The sequence below is a fragment of the Thalassotalea sp. 273M-4 genome, from assembly GCF_041410465.1.
Lineage (GTDB): Bacteria > Pseudomonadota > Gammaproteobacteria > Enterobacterales > Alteromonadaceae > Thalassotalea_A > Thalassotalea_A aquiviva.
The window spans coordinates 365,899-383,502 of record NZ_CP166961.1 but is presented as its reverse complement, the minus strand read 5'-3'; the positions used below and the strand labels follow the sequence as shown (position 1 = coordinate 383,502).

General features: G+C 41.5%; 10 protein-coding genes and 1 tRNA gene. 5 read left to right on the top strand and 6 right to left on the bottom strand.

Translation table 11 applies throughout. From position 1 onward, the window contains the following. Positions 1–9: 9 nt before the first annotated feature. Complete coding sequence (locus tag ACAY00_RS01650) at positions 10–2,625, bottom strand: TonB-dependent receptor plug domain-containing protein (RefSeq protein WP_371376346.1); 2,616 nt, start codon at positions 2,623–2,625, stop codon at positions 10–12. A gap of 254 nt (positions 2,626–2,879) precedes the next feature. Here ACAY00_RS01650 and ACAY00_RS01645 point away from each other — a divergent pair, with 254 nt between their 5' ends. Further along, on the top strand, positions 2,880–3,725 hold the full coding sequence (locus ACAY00_RS01645) for a mechanosensitive ion channel domain-containing protein (protein ID WP_371376343.1): 846 nt from the start codon (positions 2,880–2,882) through the stop codon (positions 3,723–3,725). Positions 3,726–3,951: 226 nt separating this feature from the next. Then, positions 3,952–5,451, top strand: coding sequence for a CoA-acylating methylmalonate-semialdehyde dehydrogenase (locus ACAY00_RS01640; protein WP_371376340.1), 1,500 nt, complete (start codon positions 3,952–3,954; stop codon positions 5,449–5,451). A 99-nt stretch (positions 5,452–5,550) separates the two neighbouring features. Here ACAY00_RS01640 and ACAY00_RS01635 read toward each other — a convergent pair whose 3' ends face one another. Further along, complete coding sequence (locus ACAY00_RS01635; protein WP_371376337.1) at positions 5,551–7,728, bottom strand: diguanylate cyclase; 2,178 nt, start codon at positions 7,726–7,728, stop codon at positions 5,551–5,553. A gap of 128 nt (positions 7,729–7,856) precedes the next feature. Here ACAY00_RS01635 and ACAY00_RS01630 point away from each other — a divergent pair, with 128 nt between their 5' ends. Together ACAY00_RS01630 and ACAY00_RS01625 are read left to right on the top strand one after the other, a co-directional pair. Further along, positions 7,857–9,956 (top strand): cation:dicarboxylate symporter family transporter, encoded by a 2,100-nt coding sequence (locus tag ACAY00_RS01630; RefSeq protein WP_371376334.1) that lies wholly within the window; start codon positions 7,857–7,859, stop codon positions 9,954–9,956. 151 nt (positions 9,957–10,107) lie between these two features. Next, complete coding sequence (locus tag ACAY00_RS01625; protein ID WP_371376331.1) at positions 10,108–10,326, top strand: EF-hand domain-containing protein; 219 nt, start codon at positions 10,108–10,110, stop codon at positions 10,324–10,326. Positions 10,327–10,567: 241 nt separating this feature from the next. Here ACAY00_RS01625 and ACAY00_RS01620 read toward each other — a convergent pair. The 3 genes from ACAY00_RS01620 to ACAY00_RS01610 form a co-directional block, all read right to left on the bottom strand. Then, positions 10,568–10,643, bottom strand: a tRNA-Phe gene (locus tag ACAY00_RS01620). Between the two features lie 172 nt (positions 10,644–10,815). Beyond that, positions 10,816–11,154, bottom strand: coding sequence for a DUF1289 domain-containing protein (locus tag ACAY00_RS01615; protein ID WP_371376329.1), 339 nt, complete (start codon positions 11,152–11,154; stop codon positions 10,816–10,818). A 515-nt stretch (positions 11,155–11,669) separates the two neighbouring features. Then, on the bottom strand, positions 11,670–13,733 hold the full coding sequence (locus tag ACAY00_RS01610) for a winged helix-turn-helix domain-containing protein (RefSeq protein ID WP_371376326.1): 2,064 nt from the start codon (positions 13,731–13,733) through the stop codon (positions 11,670–11,672). A 222-nt stretch (positions 13,734–13,955) separates the two neighbouring features. Here ACAY00_RS01610 and ACAY00_RS01605 point away from each other — a divergent pair, with 222 nt between their 5' ends. Continuing rightward, positions 13,956–15,800, top strand: coding sequence for a serine hydrolase domain-containing protein (locus ACAY00_RS01605; protein ID WP_371376323.1), 1,845 nt, complete (start codon positions 13,956–13,958; stop codon positions 15,798–15,800). Positions 15,801–15,991: 191 nt separating this feature from the next. On the opposite strand, the gene ACAY00_RS01600 is transcribed toward ACAY00_RS01605, so the two are convergent. After that, a complete protein-coding gene (locus tag ACAY00_RS01600; RefSeq protein WP_371376320.1) occupies positions 15,992–17,548 on the bottom strand; it encodes a SulP family inorganic anion transporter in 1,557 nt (518 codons plus the stop codon). Positions 17,549–17,604 lie beyond the last annotated feature (56 nt).

Genomic DNA, 17,604 nt, shown 5'->3' with positions numbered 1-17,604 from the left:
CAAACTCTCTTAGAAGCTATAACTTGCTTTTACGTAGTAGATAGCACCATTGTAGTCAAATGGACCACTTTCATAGTACTTACCACCAAGAGTTGCATAAGCGCCGGCGCTGCCATCACTTAATGTTTTCTTCAACTCTTCGGCTTCTTGATCAAAGATATTATTACCACCTACTGATAACACTAAGTTATCGGTTGCATAGTAAGTTACCTCGGCATCGAAGGTCAAGGCTGCACTTGCCATTTCAGAACCCCATTCAGAAGTATCATCGGCATGAGTTGCATAGTATGAACCAAAGTAGTTGGTACGAATAAAGGCCGAAACTGAATCCCAGTTTTGGGCAATCGTAAACGTGGCTCGATGATCTGGCATACCTTGCTCAAGTCGACGAACCTTACCATCGTTGGTGGTGTCAGGATTGCGTTTATCAACCTCCGTTTCATTCCAGTTATACGCTAAGCTAAGAGCCGTATCACCATCAAGCAATGACATATTGTAGTTCGCAACAAGATCCACACCTTGGGTTGTGGTATCAAAGTCATTGTTGTAGAAGGTAACCGCTGAAATAAGTTCAGGGTTGCTGACGCCACGAGCTTCAAGTGCGTCATAATCTTCAGGGTTTACTGAAATTTGACTTGATTGAGCAATACGATCCTCTACCGCAATATTGTAGTAATCGACGGTAACAAATAATTCACCTTGTTGGAACACCATACCACCAGCAAAGCTTGTTGACTCTTCTGGCTCCAACTCTTTACCACCATAAAATGATGACAATGGATTCGTTGGTGGTGCAATAAAGGTCTGTATTAAATTACCATTAACAATAGATGTTTGGGTATTTACGACATTTGCTTGACCTACCGTTGGCGCTCTAAAGCCTGTGCTATGTGAACCACGAACAGATAACGATTGAGTGAGTTTATATTGTCCAGTAATTTTATAATCTGAAGTACTACCAAAGGTGTCATAATCTTCCCAACGCAAGGCTGCACCAACCATCAGTTTTTCCGTTAACATAGTCTCAACATCAGCATAGGTTGCCCAGTTGCGACGATCATTACGGCCTTGAGATTCAGGACCAAAACCTTTAAAACCATGAGAGCCAATATTAAAGCCTTGATCAGCATAAGGTCCGGCTTGCCATGAGGTTTCTTCACCTGAAACAATTTCAAAACTTTCTTCTCGCCATTCTAGACCGGTCGCAAAATGCAAGTCGTCAGCCAAGCCAACATCAAATGATCTAACTAAATCAAAGTTAAAGTTTTTCTCTAATTGAATATACTTACCGGTTTCAAATTCGGTTGGAGTATCTAACCCTAATGAAGGGTTTAACGTATTTTTTAGATTAAAGCTTGACTCACTGCGGCCAACGGAAGCACTTAAATCAAAATACCAACCTTCTAATAGACCTGTTGTGATATCACCTTTAACGCCACCGGTTATCGAGGTATCCGTAATGTTGCCACCAAACGCTGGAGTATAACCACCTTGGAAGATTTGGTTCATTGAAAAACAATTTGCATCTGCCACCATAGCTTGGTATTCAGCGGTATCTAACACATTTGGCACATCGGCAGGCACATTCGATGACGCTAATGGTGTTTCTGCGGTTGCATTAGACCATGAACAGGTCGGCATGCCCGTCGTCGCTAAACCAACATCACCGACTAATAAGGTATCACCACCATCAATCGAGTAGACATTGCCACGGTTGTGTGGATTACGATAGTAAAAACCACCGGTTACATCACGCTCTGAGTAGTTACCAAACGCGTAAGCTTGGGTATGCTCATCAAGGTCGAGACCAACATTGGCAAACAAGCTAACGTCATCTTTAATTTCAGGGTTACCCCAAATTTGCGCTGGGTTTTCGATATCAGGATTTCCAGCTGCCGCTAAGCCAGCAGCGTCTGGACGTTGCAAGCTTCGACTTGTCGGATCAGCATTTTTTAGCTGAAAACTTAAATTTGCAAAACCATTTTCAGTAAACGGTAAGCCGACATTACCATCAACAATGGTTGTACCACCGTCACCTTCTGCAAACTCACTGTATTTAACCGACATCGAGCCGCCTTCGCGGTCATCTTTTAAAACAAAGTTCATCACCCCAGCAATGGCATCTGAACCATACTGTGCTGAAGCTCCATCACGTAAAACCTCCACTTGCTTTAAGGCCACACTCGGGATCACCGAAATATCAGAGCCTTGTGCACCGTCATTGACTCCACCACCTTGGAACGCAATAACAGAAGCGCGATGACGACGTTTGCCATTTAATAGAATTAATGTTGAATCAGAAGGCAAACCACGAAGGTTAACCGGGCGAATAAGTGTTGCAGCATCACTGATCGGCTGTGCTCGAACATTAAATGATGGGATCGCACTAACAAGCATATCTAACATGTCGGACGTACCGGACTTAGATAACTCATCAGAACCAATCACATCAACAGGAACAGGTGAGTCAGCAACCGAGCGAGGAGCGGCTCGTGAACCAACAACAACAATTTGTTCCATATCTTCAGCGAGAGTTTCTTTAACTTCTTCTGCAAATACGGATTGACTGCTTATCGCGATACTGATCGCAAGCGCAAGTGTTCTCAATGGAAAAGTGTGAGACATAGGATTCTCCCTTAATATAAATATATCCTGATTTCGTATTATTAATTTTTGCCGTCACATTATTATTATTGTTAGATGACTCATCCTTTATACGTTAGAAACATTTTATTTACAACATGTTAACCTTTACTTATCGGTATTCTTATCGATATATGGTTGCTTGTGCTTGGATTATCGCGATATCATTGCTCTGCTTTTTTAGCCGTAATATCCACCCAATCCTAAGAGATGAACACATCGGTACTGGTCTATTCATGCAAGAATTCTATTCCTACTTTTTATTATTTTTAGAGCAAAAAATAATTGTTTCAATTTGTGTTGTTATTGCCGTTCAATTTATTAGTCATCTGATCATTAATCGCATTCGAAGAGATCATGACTTTCTCAATGAAAAGCACCGTGTATGGATCTCACGTACCAAAAATATGTCGGTACTAATGATTGCGCTTACCTTATTTACTTTATGGTGGATTGAGCTGCAAGAATTCGCACTATCTATTGCTGCTGTTGCGGTGGCGATTGTGATCGCATCAAAGGAATTGATCTTATGTTTTAGTGGTTCGATTTTAAGAGCATCCTCCAATGCCTTTTCAATTGGGGATTGGATTCGAGTAGGTGATAATTATGGCGAAGTCATTGAACACAATATTTTATCAACGACCGTGCATGAGATTGACTTTGAAAACAATAACTATAATTACACTGGCAAAACCTTAACCATTCCAAACAGTCAGTTTTTAACCTATACCGTGAAAAATATGAACTTTATGAAACGCTACGTTTATCATACTTTTTCAATTGTCACTGATGCACAGGTAAATGTTTATCTTGCTCGTGAGCACATTTTTGAAAAAATGGATAGCTATTCGAAAGAGTTTTTTGAAGTCGGTCGTCGTTACAACAGTGTTATCGAAAAGCGCCTTGGGGTCGATTTACCGGGGGAAGAGCCTTACATTCGCATTACCACCAATGAACATGCTCAATTTGTTTTTACCATTATTTTGTTTTGCCCAACCGAGCAAGCGGTTTCATTAGAGCAACGCATTAGCCAAGACTTAATGAACTTTATCTATGCCTTAAAAGACAACAAACAAGCTTAATGAGTCGCTACAATGAGTGACTTATCGTAATAAAACCCACCTAAAAAGACTGCAAGCAAGGTATCGCTAACCTTGCTTGCTTTGCCCTCCTAGATGCCATAGACCTAAAAGCTTAATCCTACCCAGTGGCGTTTTCTTATTCGTATAATAAGTGACCAAGAGGTTGCGATTTTTAACCAATCATTTACTCTAAAGGCATAATAAATAATTACAATAAGAGTTCAAAATGACGATCCGCGAAATCCCTTTACTTATCAATGGCGAGAAAATTCGTTCTAAAACAAATGTTTGGCTAGATGTATTAAATCCAGCAACACAAGAAGTCGTAGCCAAAGTGCCCATGGCAACAAAAGACGAAGTCGACTACGCCATCGCGAATGCGGCTGCAGCGTTTAACACTTGGCGTAATACCTCTATCACCAAACGTATGCGCATTATGTTGAAGTTCCAACAACTGTTACAGCAGCGAAGCAAAGATATTGCCAAATTAATCACCCTAGAGCATGGTAAAACCCTGCCCGATGCCGAAGGTGAAGTTGGGCGAGCTATAGAAGCGGTAGAAAATGCCTGTACCATAGCCCGCTTACAAATGGGCGATATGGCCAATAACGTAGCCCAAGGGGTTGACGTATACACAATCAACAAACCTCTTGGGGTGGGCGCAGGGATAACCGCATTTAATTTTCCAGTCATGCTACCTTCGTTTATGTTTCCTGCGGCCATAACCTGTGGCAATACTTTTGTGTTAAAACCTTCAGAACAAGACCCTTCGTCATCCATGTTAATGGCAGAATTAGCCTTAGAAGCTGGGGTTCCTGCTGGTGTGCTCAATGTCGTTCACGGTGGTGCCGATGTGGTTAATCAGCTGTGCACTAATGAGCATATTAAAGCCGTTTCATTTATTGGCTCGACCCATGTCGGCACTCATGTTTACAATTTAGCCAGTCAAAATGGTAAGCGTGCTCAGTCGATGATGGGGGCTAAAAATCATATGGTGGTGATGCCTGACGCGAATAAAGAACGTGCCATCAATGATATTTTAGGCTCAGCTTTTGGGGCAGCGGGTCAGCGCTGTATGGCCAATCCAGTGACCATATTGGTGGGTGAAGCCCGTCAATGGCTAAATGAAATAGCCAACAAGTGCCAATCGTTGGTGGTGGATGTTGGTACCAACCGCGATGCCGACTTAGGACCGGTTATTTCGCCACAAGCCAAACAACGGATCCTAACTTTACTTGACAGCGGTGTTCGTCAAGGAGCCAACTTATTGGTTGATGGGCGCGACACCGTTGTCAAAGGTTACGAGCAAGGTAATTTTATTGGCCCCACCATTTTTACCAATGTCACACCTGATATGGATATTTACCGTGAGGAAATCTTTGGCCCAGCGCTGTGCATCCTAGAAGCGGAAAACTTAGAGCAAGCTATTGCCATCATTAACGCGAACCCAAATGGTAATGGTACTTCTATTTTCACCGCTTCTGGCTATGTCGCACGAAAATTTGAAAATGATGTCGATGTTGGTCAGATTGGTATTAATGTACCGATTCCAGTTCCGGTAGCGTTTTTTTCATTTACGGGCTCACGCGCCTCTAAGCTGGGTGACTTAGGGCCGAACGGTAAACAAGTTGTGCAATTTTGGACGCAAACAAAATCTATCACCGCCCGCTGGTTTGAACCGGATCATATTGAACAAGAGAAAGTACATACGACTATCAGCTTGTAATTTATTAATATCTTTGCAGAGCTGAAAAAGCCAGAGGCTTTACATCTGGCTTTTTCCTTATCTTGTTATTTTAACGCGAGCAAAAGACTCGATTACAGACTAGGTCTCTAAAGAAAGGTATTTACTAAAATTCTCTATTTTGACTTGATTTCGACCCGATTTCTTCGCTTTGTATAAACATAAGTCCGCAACTTTTACCCAATCTTCGGCATCGTTTGCAAATGAAGCATTTGCCACCAGCGCTCCAATACTAATGGTTAAACAAAACGTCGAACCATCTTCTGCAATGATCGCTCTATGCTCTACGGCCTTTCTTAAATTCTCTAATTTTCGTTCTAGTTGATGCGAATTGATATCCGTTAACACAAGGACAAACTCTTCCCCACCATAACGCGCAATGAGATCGGTTTCGCGACTGAAATGTTGCTTTAAAATAACCGACAGAATCCTTAAACATTCATCCCCAACGATATGACCATGTGTGTCATTAACCCGTTTAAAATGGTCGATATCTAATAACACCAAAGCAATGTTGCGTTTATTACGCCAAGCAATTTTCTGATGAAAACGAAAGTTTTCATCAAAATAACGTCGATTGTAAATATTGGTCAATCCATCTTTTTGCGCCTGACGCCTTAATTGCTCATTAGCTTCTTGTAACGCTAATGTGCGCTCTTCAACAATTTGCTCGAGCTCTAACTGATGATTAATAATCTGCCCTTTACTGCGTTGTAACTCATCATATAAATCGTGTATTTCTACCGCCATATTTTTATAAAGAGGCTTAAATGACATCTCATTACGGTTATTAAATTTATTTAATTGGCGAAAAATAAATTTTAATGGCTTAGTCAGTTCACTGCCAATTCGTGTGGTTAAGCTGATAGAGATGAACAAAGACAGAAACAACAATAAAAAGATCAGAACAAACTCTCTTTCCACTTTTTCGATAACACTGTTGGTATCATACATCACATACAATACCCAGCCATTAAGTAGGGTGGCTTGTGAAAGGTAATAATCTTTTTGATAAGGTCCATCGATACGTTCTTGCACACTGACCCGCTCAAGTGACTTAAAAGTGAGATCTGGGCTGGCTTTAAAGCTAAATACATGACCGGAGAAATGCTTAAAGCGAGGAGAGCTTATGATGATGTTTTCATCTTTATTGGTGATCACAAAGTCCATTACCGATTGACTATGTTGTGGGATTAAGCCCTCAAACAAGCTTAAATCAATGATATTAAAAAGCACTCGATTTCCAGCTTCGCTAAGACGCTTGCCCATTAAATAATAAGACTTATTGTCTTCCTTAAATAAAGCAAAATACTTAACCTTGTCTTGTTTAATCACCTCATCAACATACCCTTTAAGCTGTTCTGACTTAGGTGGGTGGGTTTGCAAATTTAATAACTGCTCATTACGAATCGACTTGTGTAAAGTTTTTCCAGCTTTGTTGGCAATAAATGTGCTGCTAATCACTGGGTAAGTATTTAAATATAAGTTTAAAACTTGATGAATTTTGTCTTGATCATAATCGGCAAGGTTAATGGAATTAATGGCTAAGTTAATGGCGTTTTGCTGGACCACAATTTCCATATTACCTTCGCGTAACATCACCACTTTATGGTCTTCAATTCGCTGCTCGATGGTTTCATGCATGGTATCGACAACATGTAAACTGACAAACAAAGAGGTCGTGATAATCGAAAACGATATCACCAAACTGGTAATATAAATTAGCTGACTTTTTAATGTTCTTAACAGCTCAGGTTGTTGACGAAACGACACATTAAAGGGTTTTGGAAATAAATACACAATCAAGCCTGCCAAGGTTGTACAAACCAAGCCATTAAAGCCCTGCTTAATGGTGGTTAACAGCGCAAGCGGTTGAGAAAAGTCGGTTATAGAAATAATGATAGCCGCGGTCAATGGCATGCCTATACACAACCAGTACAGTAAATCTGCATACAAAATATACCAACCACGACGCCTCAAAAACGACACAGTGACAGCTTCAAGAGTAAAGACTAAAAACCCATAGGGGTGACCAAATACCATCCATAACGAGGTATTGACTATAATTGCTGAGAGTAAACTGTAAGTGACACCAAATCGCATCGCGACGATGATAAAAGCGACATTACCTAAAATAAGGTGAATATTAGCGAATAACCCAACTGGGTATAAATTCAATAAAAAACCAAGCAAAGACAAAACCAAAACATACGACATTGGTTTTATGTGATTTGTAAGTTCTCGTTGGGCGTTAAACATCTTGCCTCTTTATTTTTATTATTATGACGAGCAATTAACCATTTGATATTTTCTATATTAAACTTAATTTGCGCAAAAACATACCTAGCAGTGAAATATATCTGGGTATAGAACTAAAAGGGTTGATAATGGGAAATATCAATATTCTGGCTTTGATTATTGGCTTGATCATTGGCTTTTCGACACATTATACCAGCCCATTCTTAGCCCAAATTGGCCAAGGCTTTGTTCTATTACTGCAAATGACTGCGCTACCTTATATTGCGGTTTCATTGATTTTTGGCATTGGTTCGATGAGCCGAATTCAAGCCAAAAAGCTTGCCGTATATGGCACTATCACATTTTTTATTTTATTGCTCTGTGCGCTTATTATTATCCTCATTGCCCCAACGGCCTTCCCTAAGTGGCAATCGGCGGCCTTTTATAACCCCAGTATTGCTAATGTAGCGCCACCACAAGATTTTTTAAAAATGTTCATTCCCGCCAATCCGTTCGCTTCATTTGCCGAATCAACGGTACCTGCTATTGTGATTTTTAGTATTTTTGTCGGCGTCGGTTTTATTGGGGTCGAAAATAAGCGGCGTAGTTTGTATGTGTTTAAAGATATACGCCATGCCCTTTCGCTGGTAACCAACGCCGTAATGAAAGTCAGCCCTATCGGCTTTTTAGCCATTGCCTGGAACGCATCGGCAAGCATCAAACCCGATGAGCTCAATGCCATCGCTGTATATACCATTACCGCAGCCAGTATCGTTGTTTTATTAACTTTTATGATCTTACCCATGTTACTTGCGATCATTACCCCATTAAGTTACAAGCAGGTGTTGCAAACAGCGAAAGAGGCCGCTGTCACCGCATTTGCAACAGGCAGTTTGTTTGTGGTTTTACCAATTATTGTCGAGAGTGTTCGCGATCAATTACGCGACTACGCTAAAACGTATAATGATGCTCGTCGCATTCCATCGGTTATTGTACCAATATCTTACAGCCTGCCACTTGGTGGAAAACTACTGTCCATTTTGTTTGTCTTATTTGCCGGTTGGTTTGCTGGCGAAGACATTGCTTTAAGTCAGTACCCTGAACTGATAGCCATCAGCTTGATGCAGTTATTTGGCTCGGTGATGATTGCGGTTCCCAATCTTTTAACTAGTTTTAACATCAATGATGGGATGTTTGAGCTATTTTTAATTTCTGAGCAAGTCATTGTCTCGCGTTTATCGGCTTTAATGTCGGTGATGTTTATTACCGCGTTAAGCCTATTAGTCACCTTATTATTGATGAATAAAGTGCGTTTTTATCCAAAATCATTTTTTAGTTTTGTGCTGGCAGCGCCACTCGGTACTTGGCTTATTTTATGGGCTTTAAGTTATGGCTTTGATGCCATAACCCATCAATATCAAGGCTATGAAAAGTTTATAAATCGAAATTTATTATTGCCAGCGGTTGAACATAATGTATTAAAACAGCCAGATCTAAATCATTCACCAAACCACATCAGAGGCGATGTTTTAGCGCGAATTGCGCAACGTGGTTATTTAAGGATGGGGTATTACAGGGACTCATTGCCCTACACTTTTCATAACAAAAATGGTGAATTGGTTGGCATGGACATTGAAATTGCCCATTTATTGGCGACCGAACTCAACGTTGGCCTTGAGTTTGTGCAAATTTATCGTGACCAAACCCAAACGTTACTACAAAATGGCTACCTTGATATGGTCTCAGGGATCCCCGTGACCCCAAGCAACTTGCTCGATTACACCTTAACACAAGCCTATTTATCTGAACCTGTAGCTCTGTTGGTCAAAGATGAACGGCGCGTTGAATTTAGCCAATGGGCACAAATTTTAACTCAAGGTGAGCTTATAATTGGCGTACCTGAAGCCTTTTTTTATGCCAAAGGGATCCGTAAAAACATGCCTAATTTGGAAGTATGGGAGTTATCAACACCGAGATTATTTTTTAAAGAGCAAGGAAAAAATATCGATGCTATGCTCTATGGCGCCGCGGGTGCCACCGCTTGGACTCTGCTCTACCCTGAATACAGCGTTGTCATCCCCAAACCCAATGTTGCGCCAATTGCCTATGCTTTTCCTATCACCAGTGAAGATCAACATTTTGCCAATTTTCTAAACAACTGGATCACAATGAAACAACGAAGTGGCACCTTAGATGCATTTTTTACTTATTGGATTGAGGGTAAACCCCCGGGCATTTTCGTCAAATAGATTTTACGGCAATTAGTATGGATGTACATGCCAATGCTTCAGCGGGTGTTAACACATGGGTAAATAATCATAACAAATTACAATTTCTTCATTTCAATTTGCAACAAAGAGGATTAAAGTAGGGACATAAATCGAAATGGGGGTAAATCCTATGCAAATAAAAGAATGGGTAGATGAGCTTTTTGAAATATTTGATGAAGACCAAGACGGTGTAATTAACCGCTCTGAATTTGTTGAATTAATCGATTGTTTACTACAACAAAAAGGCATCAACATGTGTGAATCCATTTTCCACAAGTTCGATAAAAACCACGACAACAGTATTTCTAAAGAAGAACTGACCGAAATGATCATTGATTTAGCCCTATAGGTATAAATCAACTAACTTAGGCTGTGAACAGTGGCTTTTACCTTAGGTTTTGCCAAACTTCTCAGCCTTTCTTATATGTCTTTTCTCAGCCAATTTTTAATCACCAACGCCCGAAAAATTCTATCACGGTAAAATCGGTTATTGGCCAATAAGCGCCAAACAGCTTGGTAAACTATAGATGTTGGTAAACTATAAATGCGCTGAAACGACAAAACCCAGCCAAAGGCTGGGTTTTTTAATATGGTGCCTTGACCCGGAATCGAACCAGGGACACGAGGATTTTCAATCCTCTGCTCTACCGACTGAGCTATCAAGGCACTGCTTTAACAAGGCGGTTTACGTACTGCTTCGTTGAAAGTGACGCCATAATATAGTGCTAACTCAGGCTCTGCAACTACTTTTTTAATAAAAGTGACTGAGTGACTAAAAATAGAGCTAAGCGACGATAAAATAAACGACGTAAGGATGTTTAGCTCACGCTAGCGACGGCTAAAGTTCAAAATCATTAAAATCACTTTCATCAACCTGAGTATCAATATGCTCGGTTGCATTAAAATCAAATAGTGACGCTTGCTTTATTGGACTCTCAACCACCTGTTTTTTTGCTGTCGGCGTCGCGTTTCGACGTTTCTCTCTATTTTGACACAACCTGATGATCCGAAGTTTATCGGCGTTGGAAAAGTTGAGCCAGCCAAATCGCTCATCTCGGGTGCGATAGCAACCTTGACAATAGCCACGCTGATCCGATTTGCACACGCCTCGACACGGGCTGGGAATGTCAAAAAAATCGAGCTGTTTATCTTGCTGTGCCAAGGATGTGTTATCCATTATTAAGTCAATGATATTGTTAATGATATGTTAGATCAAAGAAAGTGTAAAACAGATATAACAAAGAACAAAACAAGGGACTAGAGTAATGAGTATCAATCTGCCTTCGTCTATCGCCAGCTATCGGCTTAGACTGGATGCAGCAAATACAGCAACGAAAATAAAAACAAACGCCGACAAAAAAGGGCTATAAAAGCAAGCCATTTACCTTTTGTGTGCATAAATGGTTAACCTTGCCTTGTAAATCCCTTTAGCTCTGCGAACAGCATAGAGCTAAAGGGATTTTTATGTTGGACAAATATTTGTCCAACATAAAACGTGTTGCAGTAAGTATCGCGTTATTTGACTTTGCCTTCGATATCCTTAGGATGGCGTTAGGCAAGTGGCAGATTAACTTCCGCTTTGAGCGATATAGAGTCATTCACTTAATATATACGGGATGGATTTATTAGTCATCGTACTCTGTTATGACATGTACTTTAGACCTCAATGACCAGTAAAAATTTATTATCTGTTCACCAAGTTAATTGCACGATATCACTTTCCGCACTTAACGATTCCACCAACATCACTTTATTGGTGTCTACATTGATATCAAAGTTTAAGCGAAAGCGGTTATCGCCAATCGACCAACAGATTTCTCGATGCGTGCTAATTTTTTGAGCAAGGTCTATTTTGCACAAAAACGCTTCCGGAATTTGATACTTGGTGTAATAGAAAGCTTCGTTGGTCAATCGCCAACGATTTGGACTGGCAGATGTCACTTTACCCAAGCTATCAACTTGCTGCCATTGTTCATTCTGATTGGTCAAGCGAACAACACTCAGGTCTGGTCGGATACCTATGGCTTCATTAGCCTTATTAGACCTCGGAGAGAAAGCCAACAGGTTATCTACCACTGGCAGCATTTGCTGCGTAATCACGTCTAGTGCAAAAATATCCGGCCTATTTGCGGTCATCCGTGCCACATAAACGTGGCGACTATCTATATTCCAGACTGGGTTGGTGAATCGTTCGAGTGCAGGCGTTATAAAGGTGACGGGTTTATTCTCAGCAGCATTAAATGATGCAGTGAATAGTCGCCCACCGGATGCACCAATCAGTAACTCATTGTCTGGTGATGAAGAAACCGAAGTTAGTTGTGATATATTGTTTAAGGTCGCGATATCACGTAATTGGTTCTGATTTGTTAGTTGCTGAAACAGCACTTCCTTACCCTGGAGCGACACTAACAACATCCCGGCATTATTTGTTAAGTACTGAGGGAAATCCTGAGCATTGGCACGTCTCAATAAACGACCGCCATCAAGAATCGGCACGTTTTTTTTCGGTTGATTTTTCGACTGTAGCGAAACCAAAGGTGTTTCCTGTAAATCAAGGAAGTTACCATTATGTTGTCGCAATATGTAGCACTGCTCACCGCAAGCAGAGAACAAGTCGAGGCTGTGTTCAGGCAGGAGAGGGGTGTTTGAGTATTGTAAGGATGCAACACTATAGCGACCATGTTCACCATAAAAATTACTCATGGCTATGGTATTACTATCTGGCGTCCATATGAGTCGACTGGGAACAAAAGGTAATGTCGATTTGGCAATCAAATTTCCTGTAGATAACGACGTTACCAATAAGCTGGATTCCTGAGACACTTCTTCGCGCAGTATCGCTAGCATTTCACCATTGGGAGACAGAGCAGCCAAGAAGTCTCCACGACCGGCGACATTGGGGTTGGTTAATGGCTGCAGCGTTTTTGTGGCCATATCAAACGCATAAATACGATGTTGCTTATTCGGTCTCATGGTTTCGGCAAGCAATAAGCCTTTATCGCCGTGCAACCAACCAATGACAAATTTATCTTTCAACGCGGGCGAGTCGAGAGTTTCCAGGTGAGTAACCGAACCATTTTCATTAAAGTCTGCTACGTGGAAGCTTGTCTGCTGCGCAAGCAAACGCATAAATGCCAATTTCGTTCCATCAGCTGACCAATAACTGTCGCTGTAATTTGCCTGATCCCAACTTAGACGTTTGACGACATTATTGCTTAGCGACTTGACGTAAAGTTGCTGAGGACTGTTCCGGGTATCACGATGGATGAATGCCAATTTACCCCGTTCGGCATGATAGTTTGCATCCACTTCTGAACCAGTCAATTCGGTTAGACGAATGATCTTGGGAGATTTATTCACATCAAGGTCAGGTTGATCAGAATCTGTCAGGTAAAAGTTAAATAATAAGACCGCTATGACAAGCGAGACCGCTAAGACCGCATACAGCGACAGATTTTTCTTAAACGTTACTGGTGATCGCAAGTCACTTTCTTCAAACTCATGACTTACTTTGGCAAGCCATTTGTAACCTTGTTTGGGTATGGTTTTTATAAATCGGGGGGAACGGGCATCATCATCAAGCAAGTCCCGTAATTTTTTCATTGCAGCGCGTAGCGCTTCGTCTGTGACAGGCCTGCCATCCCAAACGATTTGCTCAATGGTATTTCTAGAAACAGTAACACCGGGGTTTTCAATAAATAGCCAAAGTAATGAATACAGTTGCGGCTCAATTTTAACGAGTTCTCCGTTTTTCATGAGCTGTTCAGTCGCCTTTAACAGGCGAAATTCAGCGAAAATATAAATATCCGGAGACTGTGCTCTTTCTAACATAAATCAGGGCTTTAGCTAATGTGACTTTTTGTGAAGTGGTTAGTTTGACATAAGTTAACAAGACATAACATAAGTTTTGTACCTTCACATTCGCAAATCATTTACAACCTATTTACTTACCTGAAAAATGTATTTAAGGAGATGGGTTTGAAAAAAGTACACAAGATTATTTGGCAACTCATAGCGACAACTTTGTTGCTTGTTATAAGCATTGCCAACGTTCATGCCGAAGCACCACCAGATATTGAGCAACTGGAAGAGCAGATAACAAGCATCGTAGCCAAACATAAATTACCGTCATTAAGCTATATTATCTTGGAGCAGGGGAAGCCCTTGTACCAGCGCTCCATCGGTTTTGCCAATGTAGCAGCGAAGCAAGCGGCAACCTTTGATACCTCTTATCGAATTGCTTCGGTTAGTAAAATGATTGTCGGGATCGCTATCATGCAACTGGTAGAATCCAAACAGGTATCGTTACAAGATGAGCTGAAAACGTTGCTTCCCAAGCTCGAATTTCGTAATCAATGGCAATCAACCCATCCTATTAAGCTCGTGCACTTAGTCGAAAACACCACGGGTTGGGATGAGATTGCGTTGCAAGAGTTTGCTTACAATAATGAATCTCAGTTACCGCTGGCACAAGCACTGGCACTGTACCCCGAAAGCCGAACATCTCGCTGGCCACCCGGTACACGACACGCGTATACCAATTCTGCGGCCACGGTAGCAGCGCTTATCGTAGAGAGTGTCACGGGCCTGCCGTTTGATAAATATGCGCAGCAATATATTTTTTCGCCGCTTGATATATCGACAGCGAATTACCTTAATAACCCCGCAGCTATTGCCAAAGGTTACGGGACGAAACAGCAAGAAATAGATTACAAGCCTATCTTGATGACCCATGCTGGCGGACTTTCGATTAGTGTGAAAGACATAAGCAAGTTGTTAAATGCCATGGTGATGCGCTCGCCTGATTTATTAAGTGATGCAAGTTATCAACGTATCGAGCATTCCCATTCGACTAACGCTGGTCTTTTCCCCGCAGGCTATGGCATATTTAATTATGCACGTTATTATCAAGGTTGGCGTTTTCGAGGTCACGATGGTGCACTTCCTGGTTGGCGCGCTGAGTTGTCCTATTCGCCAAAATTTAAATCCGGTTTTGTCGTCCTGCAAAACAGTGAAAATGACGCCGCTTTTAGAGCGATAACCTCTGAAATCAGCAACTTTGTTACTGCCCATTGGGACAAGCCAAGTTTAACCGCAGCAAATCAATCAAAAGCACCTCAAGAGATGACAGGCTATTATCGTTATCAAAATCCGCGTAATGCCAAGCGCTATTTCATAGAACGCTTGGTCGCTACCAATAAGTTAAGCGGACAAGCTAACAACACAATATTTTCCAGCATTTTCCCTCCCGGTTGGCGCCGTGATTTGCATTATGCTGGAGATAATAAGTGGCAAAATGATAAAGGGGAAGTGGTTATGGTGCAGACTACCGACCTTCAGTTGGGAGGCGTATTTCACTACGGTGATCGAGTCTTTAGCCCGGTATCGGCATTTAGTGCCTGGATTGATAAAGTCGTTCTTATTCTCTGGCTATTGTGTTTAATTTTAACCTTGCCCGTGGCGATATTTTGGTTGAATCGTTTATCGAAAAGACACTACCAGAATATCGCCAGTGAAAAAGTGCGTTATGCGGTGGTGTTTGCCTCATTAAGCGCTTGGTTATTTATTTTCTTCCTTGTCTTTGGCTTATTGTCACCAATAAATCGACTAGGTGGAGTAACCTGGGTATCGATTAGTTTGATGTTGAGTAGTTTGCTTTTATTGGCAATAACCGTGTTGGCCATATGGTGGTATTGTAAAAACGTAAAACTGTCGTCAGGAAAGTTTGCCAATGTTTTAGCGACAATCTTATTGCCCATACAATTCATTATTGTTGCTTATCTTGGCTGGCATGGTGTTATAGGCATTCAATCATGGACTTAGCCCAAATATAATTAACCATAATATAAAGGCTCTGTTGCATTCTGGCGCAGGGCCAAGGAAAAATCCAAAAAAACATCGTATATTAGCAATTGCTAACGGGCAGCTAATGGCACTAAGCTGCCATAAAAAAAAGGGCTATGAATTATTAATTCATAGCCCTTTTTTAAGATGGTATGTAACCGCTAATCTAATTAGTCTAATTTATCCGATGCGACATGATAATGCGGATCTTCAATGTAATTGACTTCGACCAGTTCACCAGCTTTGGTTAGTAGAATTTTACATTCTGGCGATAGGTGACGTAAATGCAAGGTCTTACCTTGAGTCATATAACGCTCTGCTAGAGTATCAATGGCTTCTATCGCAGAATGGTCTGCTACGCGTGAGTTTTTAAACTCGACAATCACATCTTTGCTGTCATTGCTCACCTCAAATTGTTCCAAAAAGCTAGAAACCGCACCAAAGAACAAAGGACCATTAACATCGTATACAGTCCAACCATTTTCATCTGTGCTACGTTTAACAATCACGTGTTTTGCGTGCTGCCAAGCAAATACTAAGGCCGAGACGATAACACCAACGACAACGGCAACAGCAAGATCTGAAATCACGGTAACAGCTGACACTAAGACAATAACAAAGGCATCCGCCTTTGGCACTTTGCGCATGATACGAAAACTTGACCATTCAAAAGTGCCAATAACAACAATAAACATAACCCCAACCAATGCCGCTACTGGGATCATTTCAATTAAGCCTGAGGCAAATAAAATAAAGCCTAATAACGCAACAGCAGCGGTAATACCTGATGCGCGACCACGCCCACCTGAATTTACGTTAATCATGGATTGGCCAATCATCGCGCAACCGCCCATGCCACCAAAAAAGCCATTAACCGTATTGGCCGCACCTTGAGCAACACATTCACGGTTACTTTGACCATGTGTTCCGGTTAATTCATCGATAAGGGTTAAGGTTAAAAGGGATTCAATTAAACCAATCGCCGCCAATACCAAAGAGAACGGAAAAATAATATACAGGGTTTCTAAAGTAAACGGCACTTCAGGAATGCTAAATGTTGGTAAACCACCAGCCAAAGTGCGAGTCGGGTCGTTGGTCATATCACGTACATAGTCAATAACCGTACGGGCATCTAGATCCATAAACATCACCAATCCAGTCACCACCCCAATCGCCACCAACGAAGACGGCACCGCTTTGGTTAGTTTGGGCAAGAAATGAATAATCGCCATGGTTAAGGCAATTAATCCAATCATCGTCCACATCGGGATCCCTGTCATCCAAACTAATTCGCCCGCAGCATTGGTCTCTTTAAATTGACCAAGTTGAGCAAGGAAAATTACTATCGCCAAGCCGTTTACAAAGCCGAGCATGACCGGATGAGGCACCATGCGAATAAACTTACCGAGCTTAAACACCCCAGCTAAAATTTGAAATACCCCAGTCAGAACAACCGCTGCGAACAAATATTGCACCCCATGCAAGGCGACCAAACTGACCATAACCACGGCCATAGCACCGGTGGCACCAGAGATCATTCCAGGGCGTCCACCAAATGCAGAGGTGATTAATCCCACCATAAAGGCCGCGTATAAACCAACCAATGGATCAACCCCCGCGACAAAGGCAAAGGCGACGGCTTCGGGCACAAGGGCTAAGGCAACGGTCAAGCCGGAAAGCACATCATTTTTCAAGCTTGTAACTTTACTAGCATGTATTTCAAACATTTATTAACTCACGTTAGATATTTAATCGTTATCAAAGGGACAAACGAAGGAATTTT

Coding starts and splice junctions, on each gene's coding strand:
- ACAY00_RS01650 (WP_371376346.1), bottom strand. CDS start 2,625: ATGTCTCACACTTTTCCATTGAGAACACTTGCGCTTGCGATCAGTATC.
- ACAY00_RS01645 (WP_371376343.1), top strand. CDS start 2,880: ATGCAAGAATTCTATTCCTACTTTTTATTATTTTTAGAGCAAAAAATA.
- ACAY00_RS01640 (WP_371376340.1), top strand. CDS start 3,952: ATGACGATCCGCGAAATCCCTTTACTTATCAATGGCGAGAAAATTCGT.
- ACAY00_RS01635 (WP_371376337.1), bottom strand. CDS start 7,728: ATGTTTAACGCCCAACGAGAACTTACAAATCACATAAAACCAATGTCG.
- ACAY00_RS01630 (WP_371376334.1), top strand. CDS start 7,857: ATGGGAAATATCAATATTCTGGCTTTGATTATTGGCTTGATCATTGGC.
- ACAY00_RS01625 (WP_371376331.1), top strand. CDS start 10,108: ATGCAAATAAAAGAATGGGTAGATGAGCTTTTTGAAATATTTGATGAA.
- ACAY00_RS01615 (WP_371376329.1), bottom strand. CDS start 11,154: ATGGATAACACATCCTTGGCACAGCAAGATAAACAGCTCGATTTTTTT.
- ACAY00_RS01610 (WP_371376326.1), bottom strand. CDS start 13,733: ATGAAAAACGGAGAACTCGTTAAAATTGAGCCGCAACTGTATTCATTA.
- ACAY00_RS01600 (WP_371376320.1), bottom strand. CDS start 17,548: ATGTTTGAAATACATGCTAGTAAAGTTACAAGCTTGAAAAATGATGTG.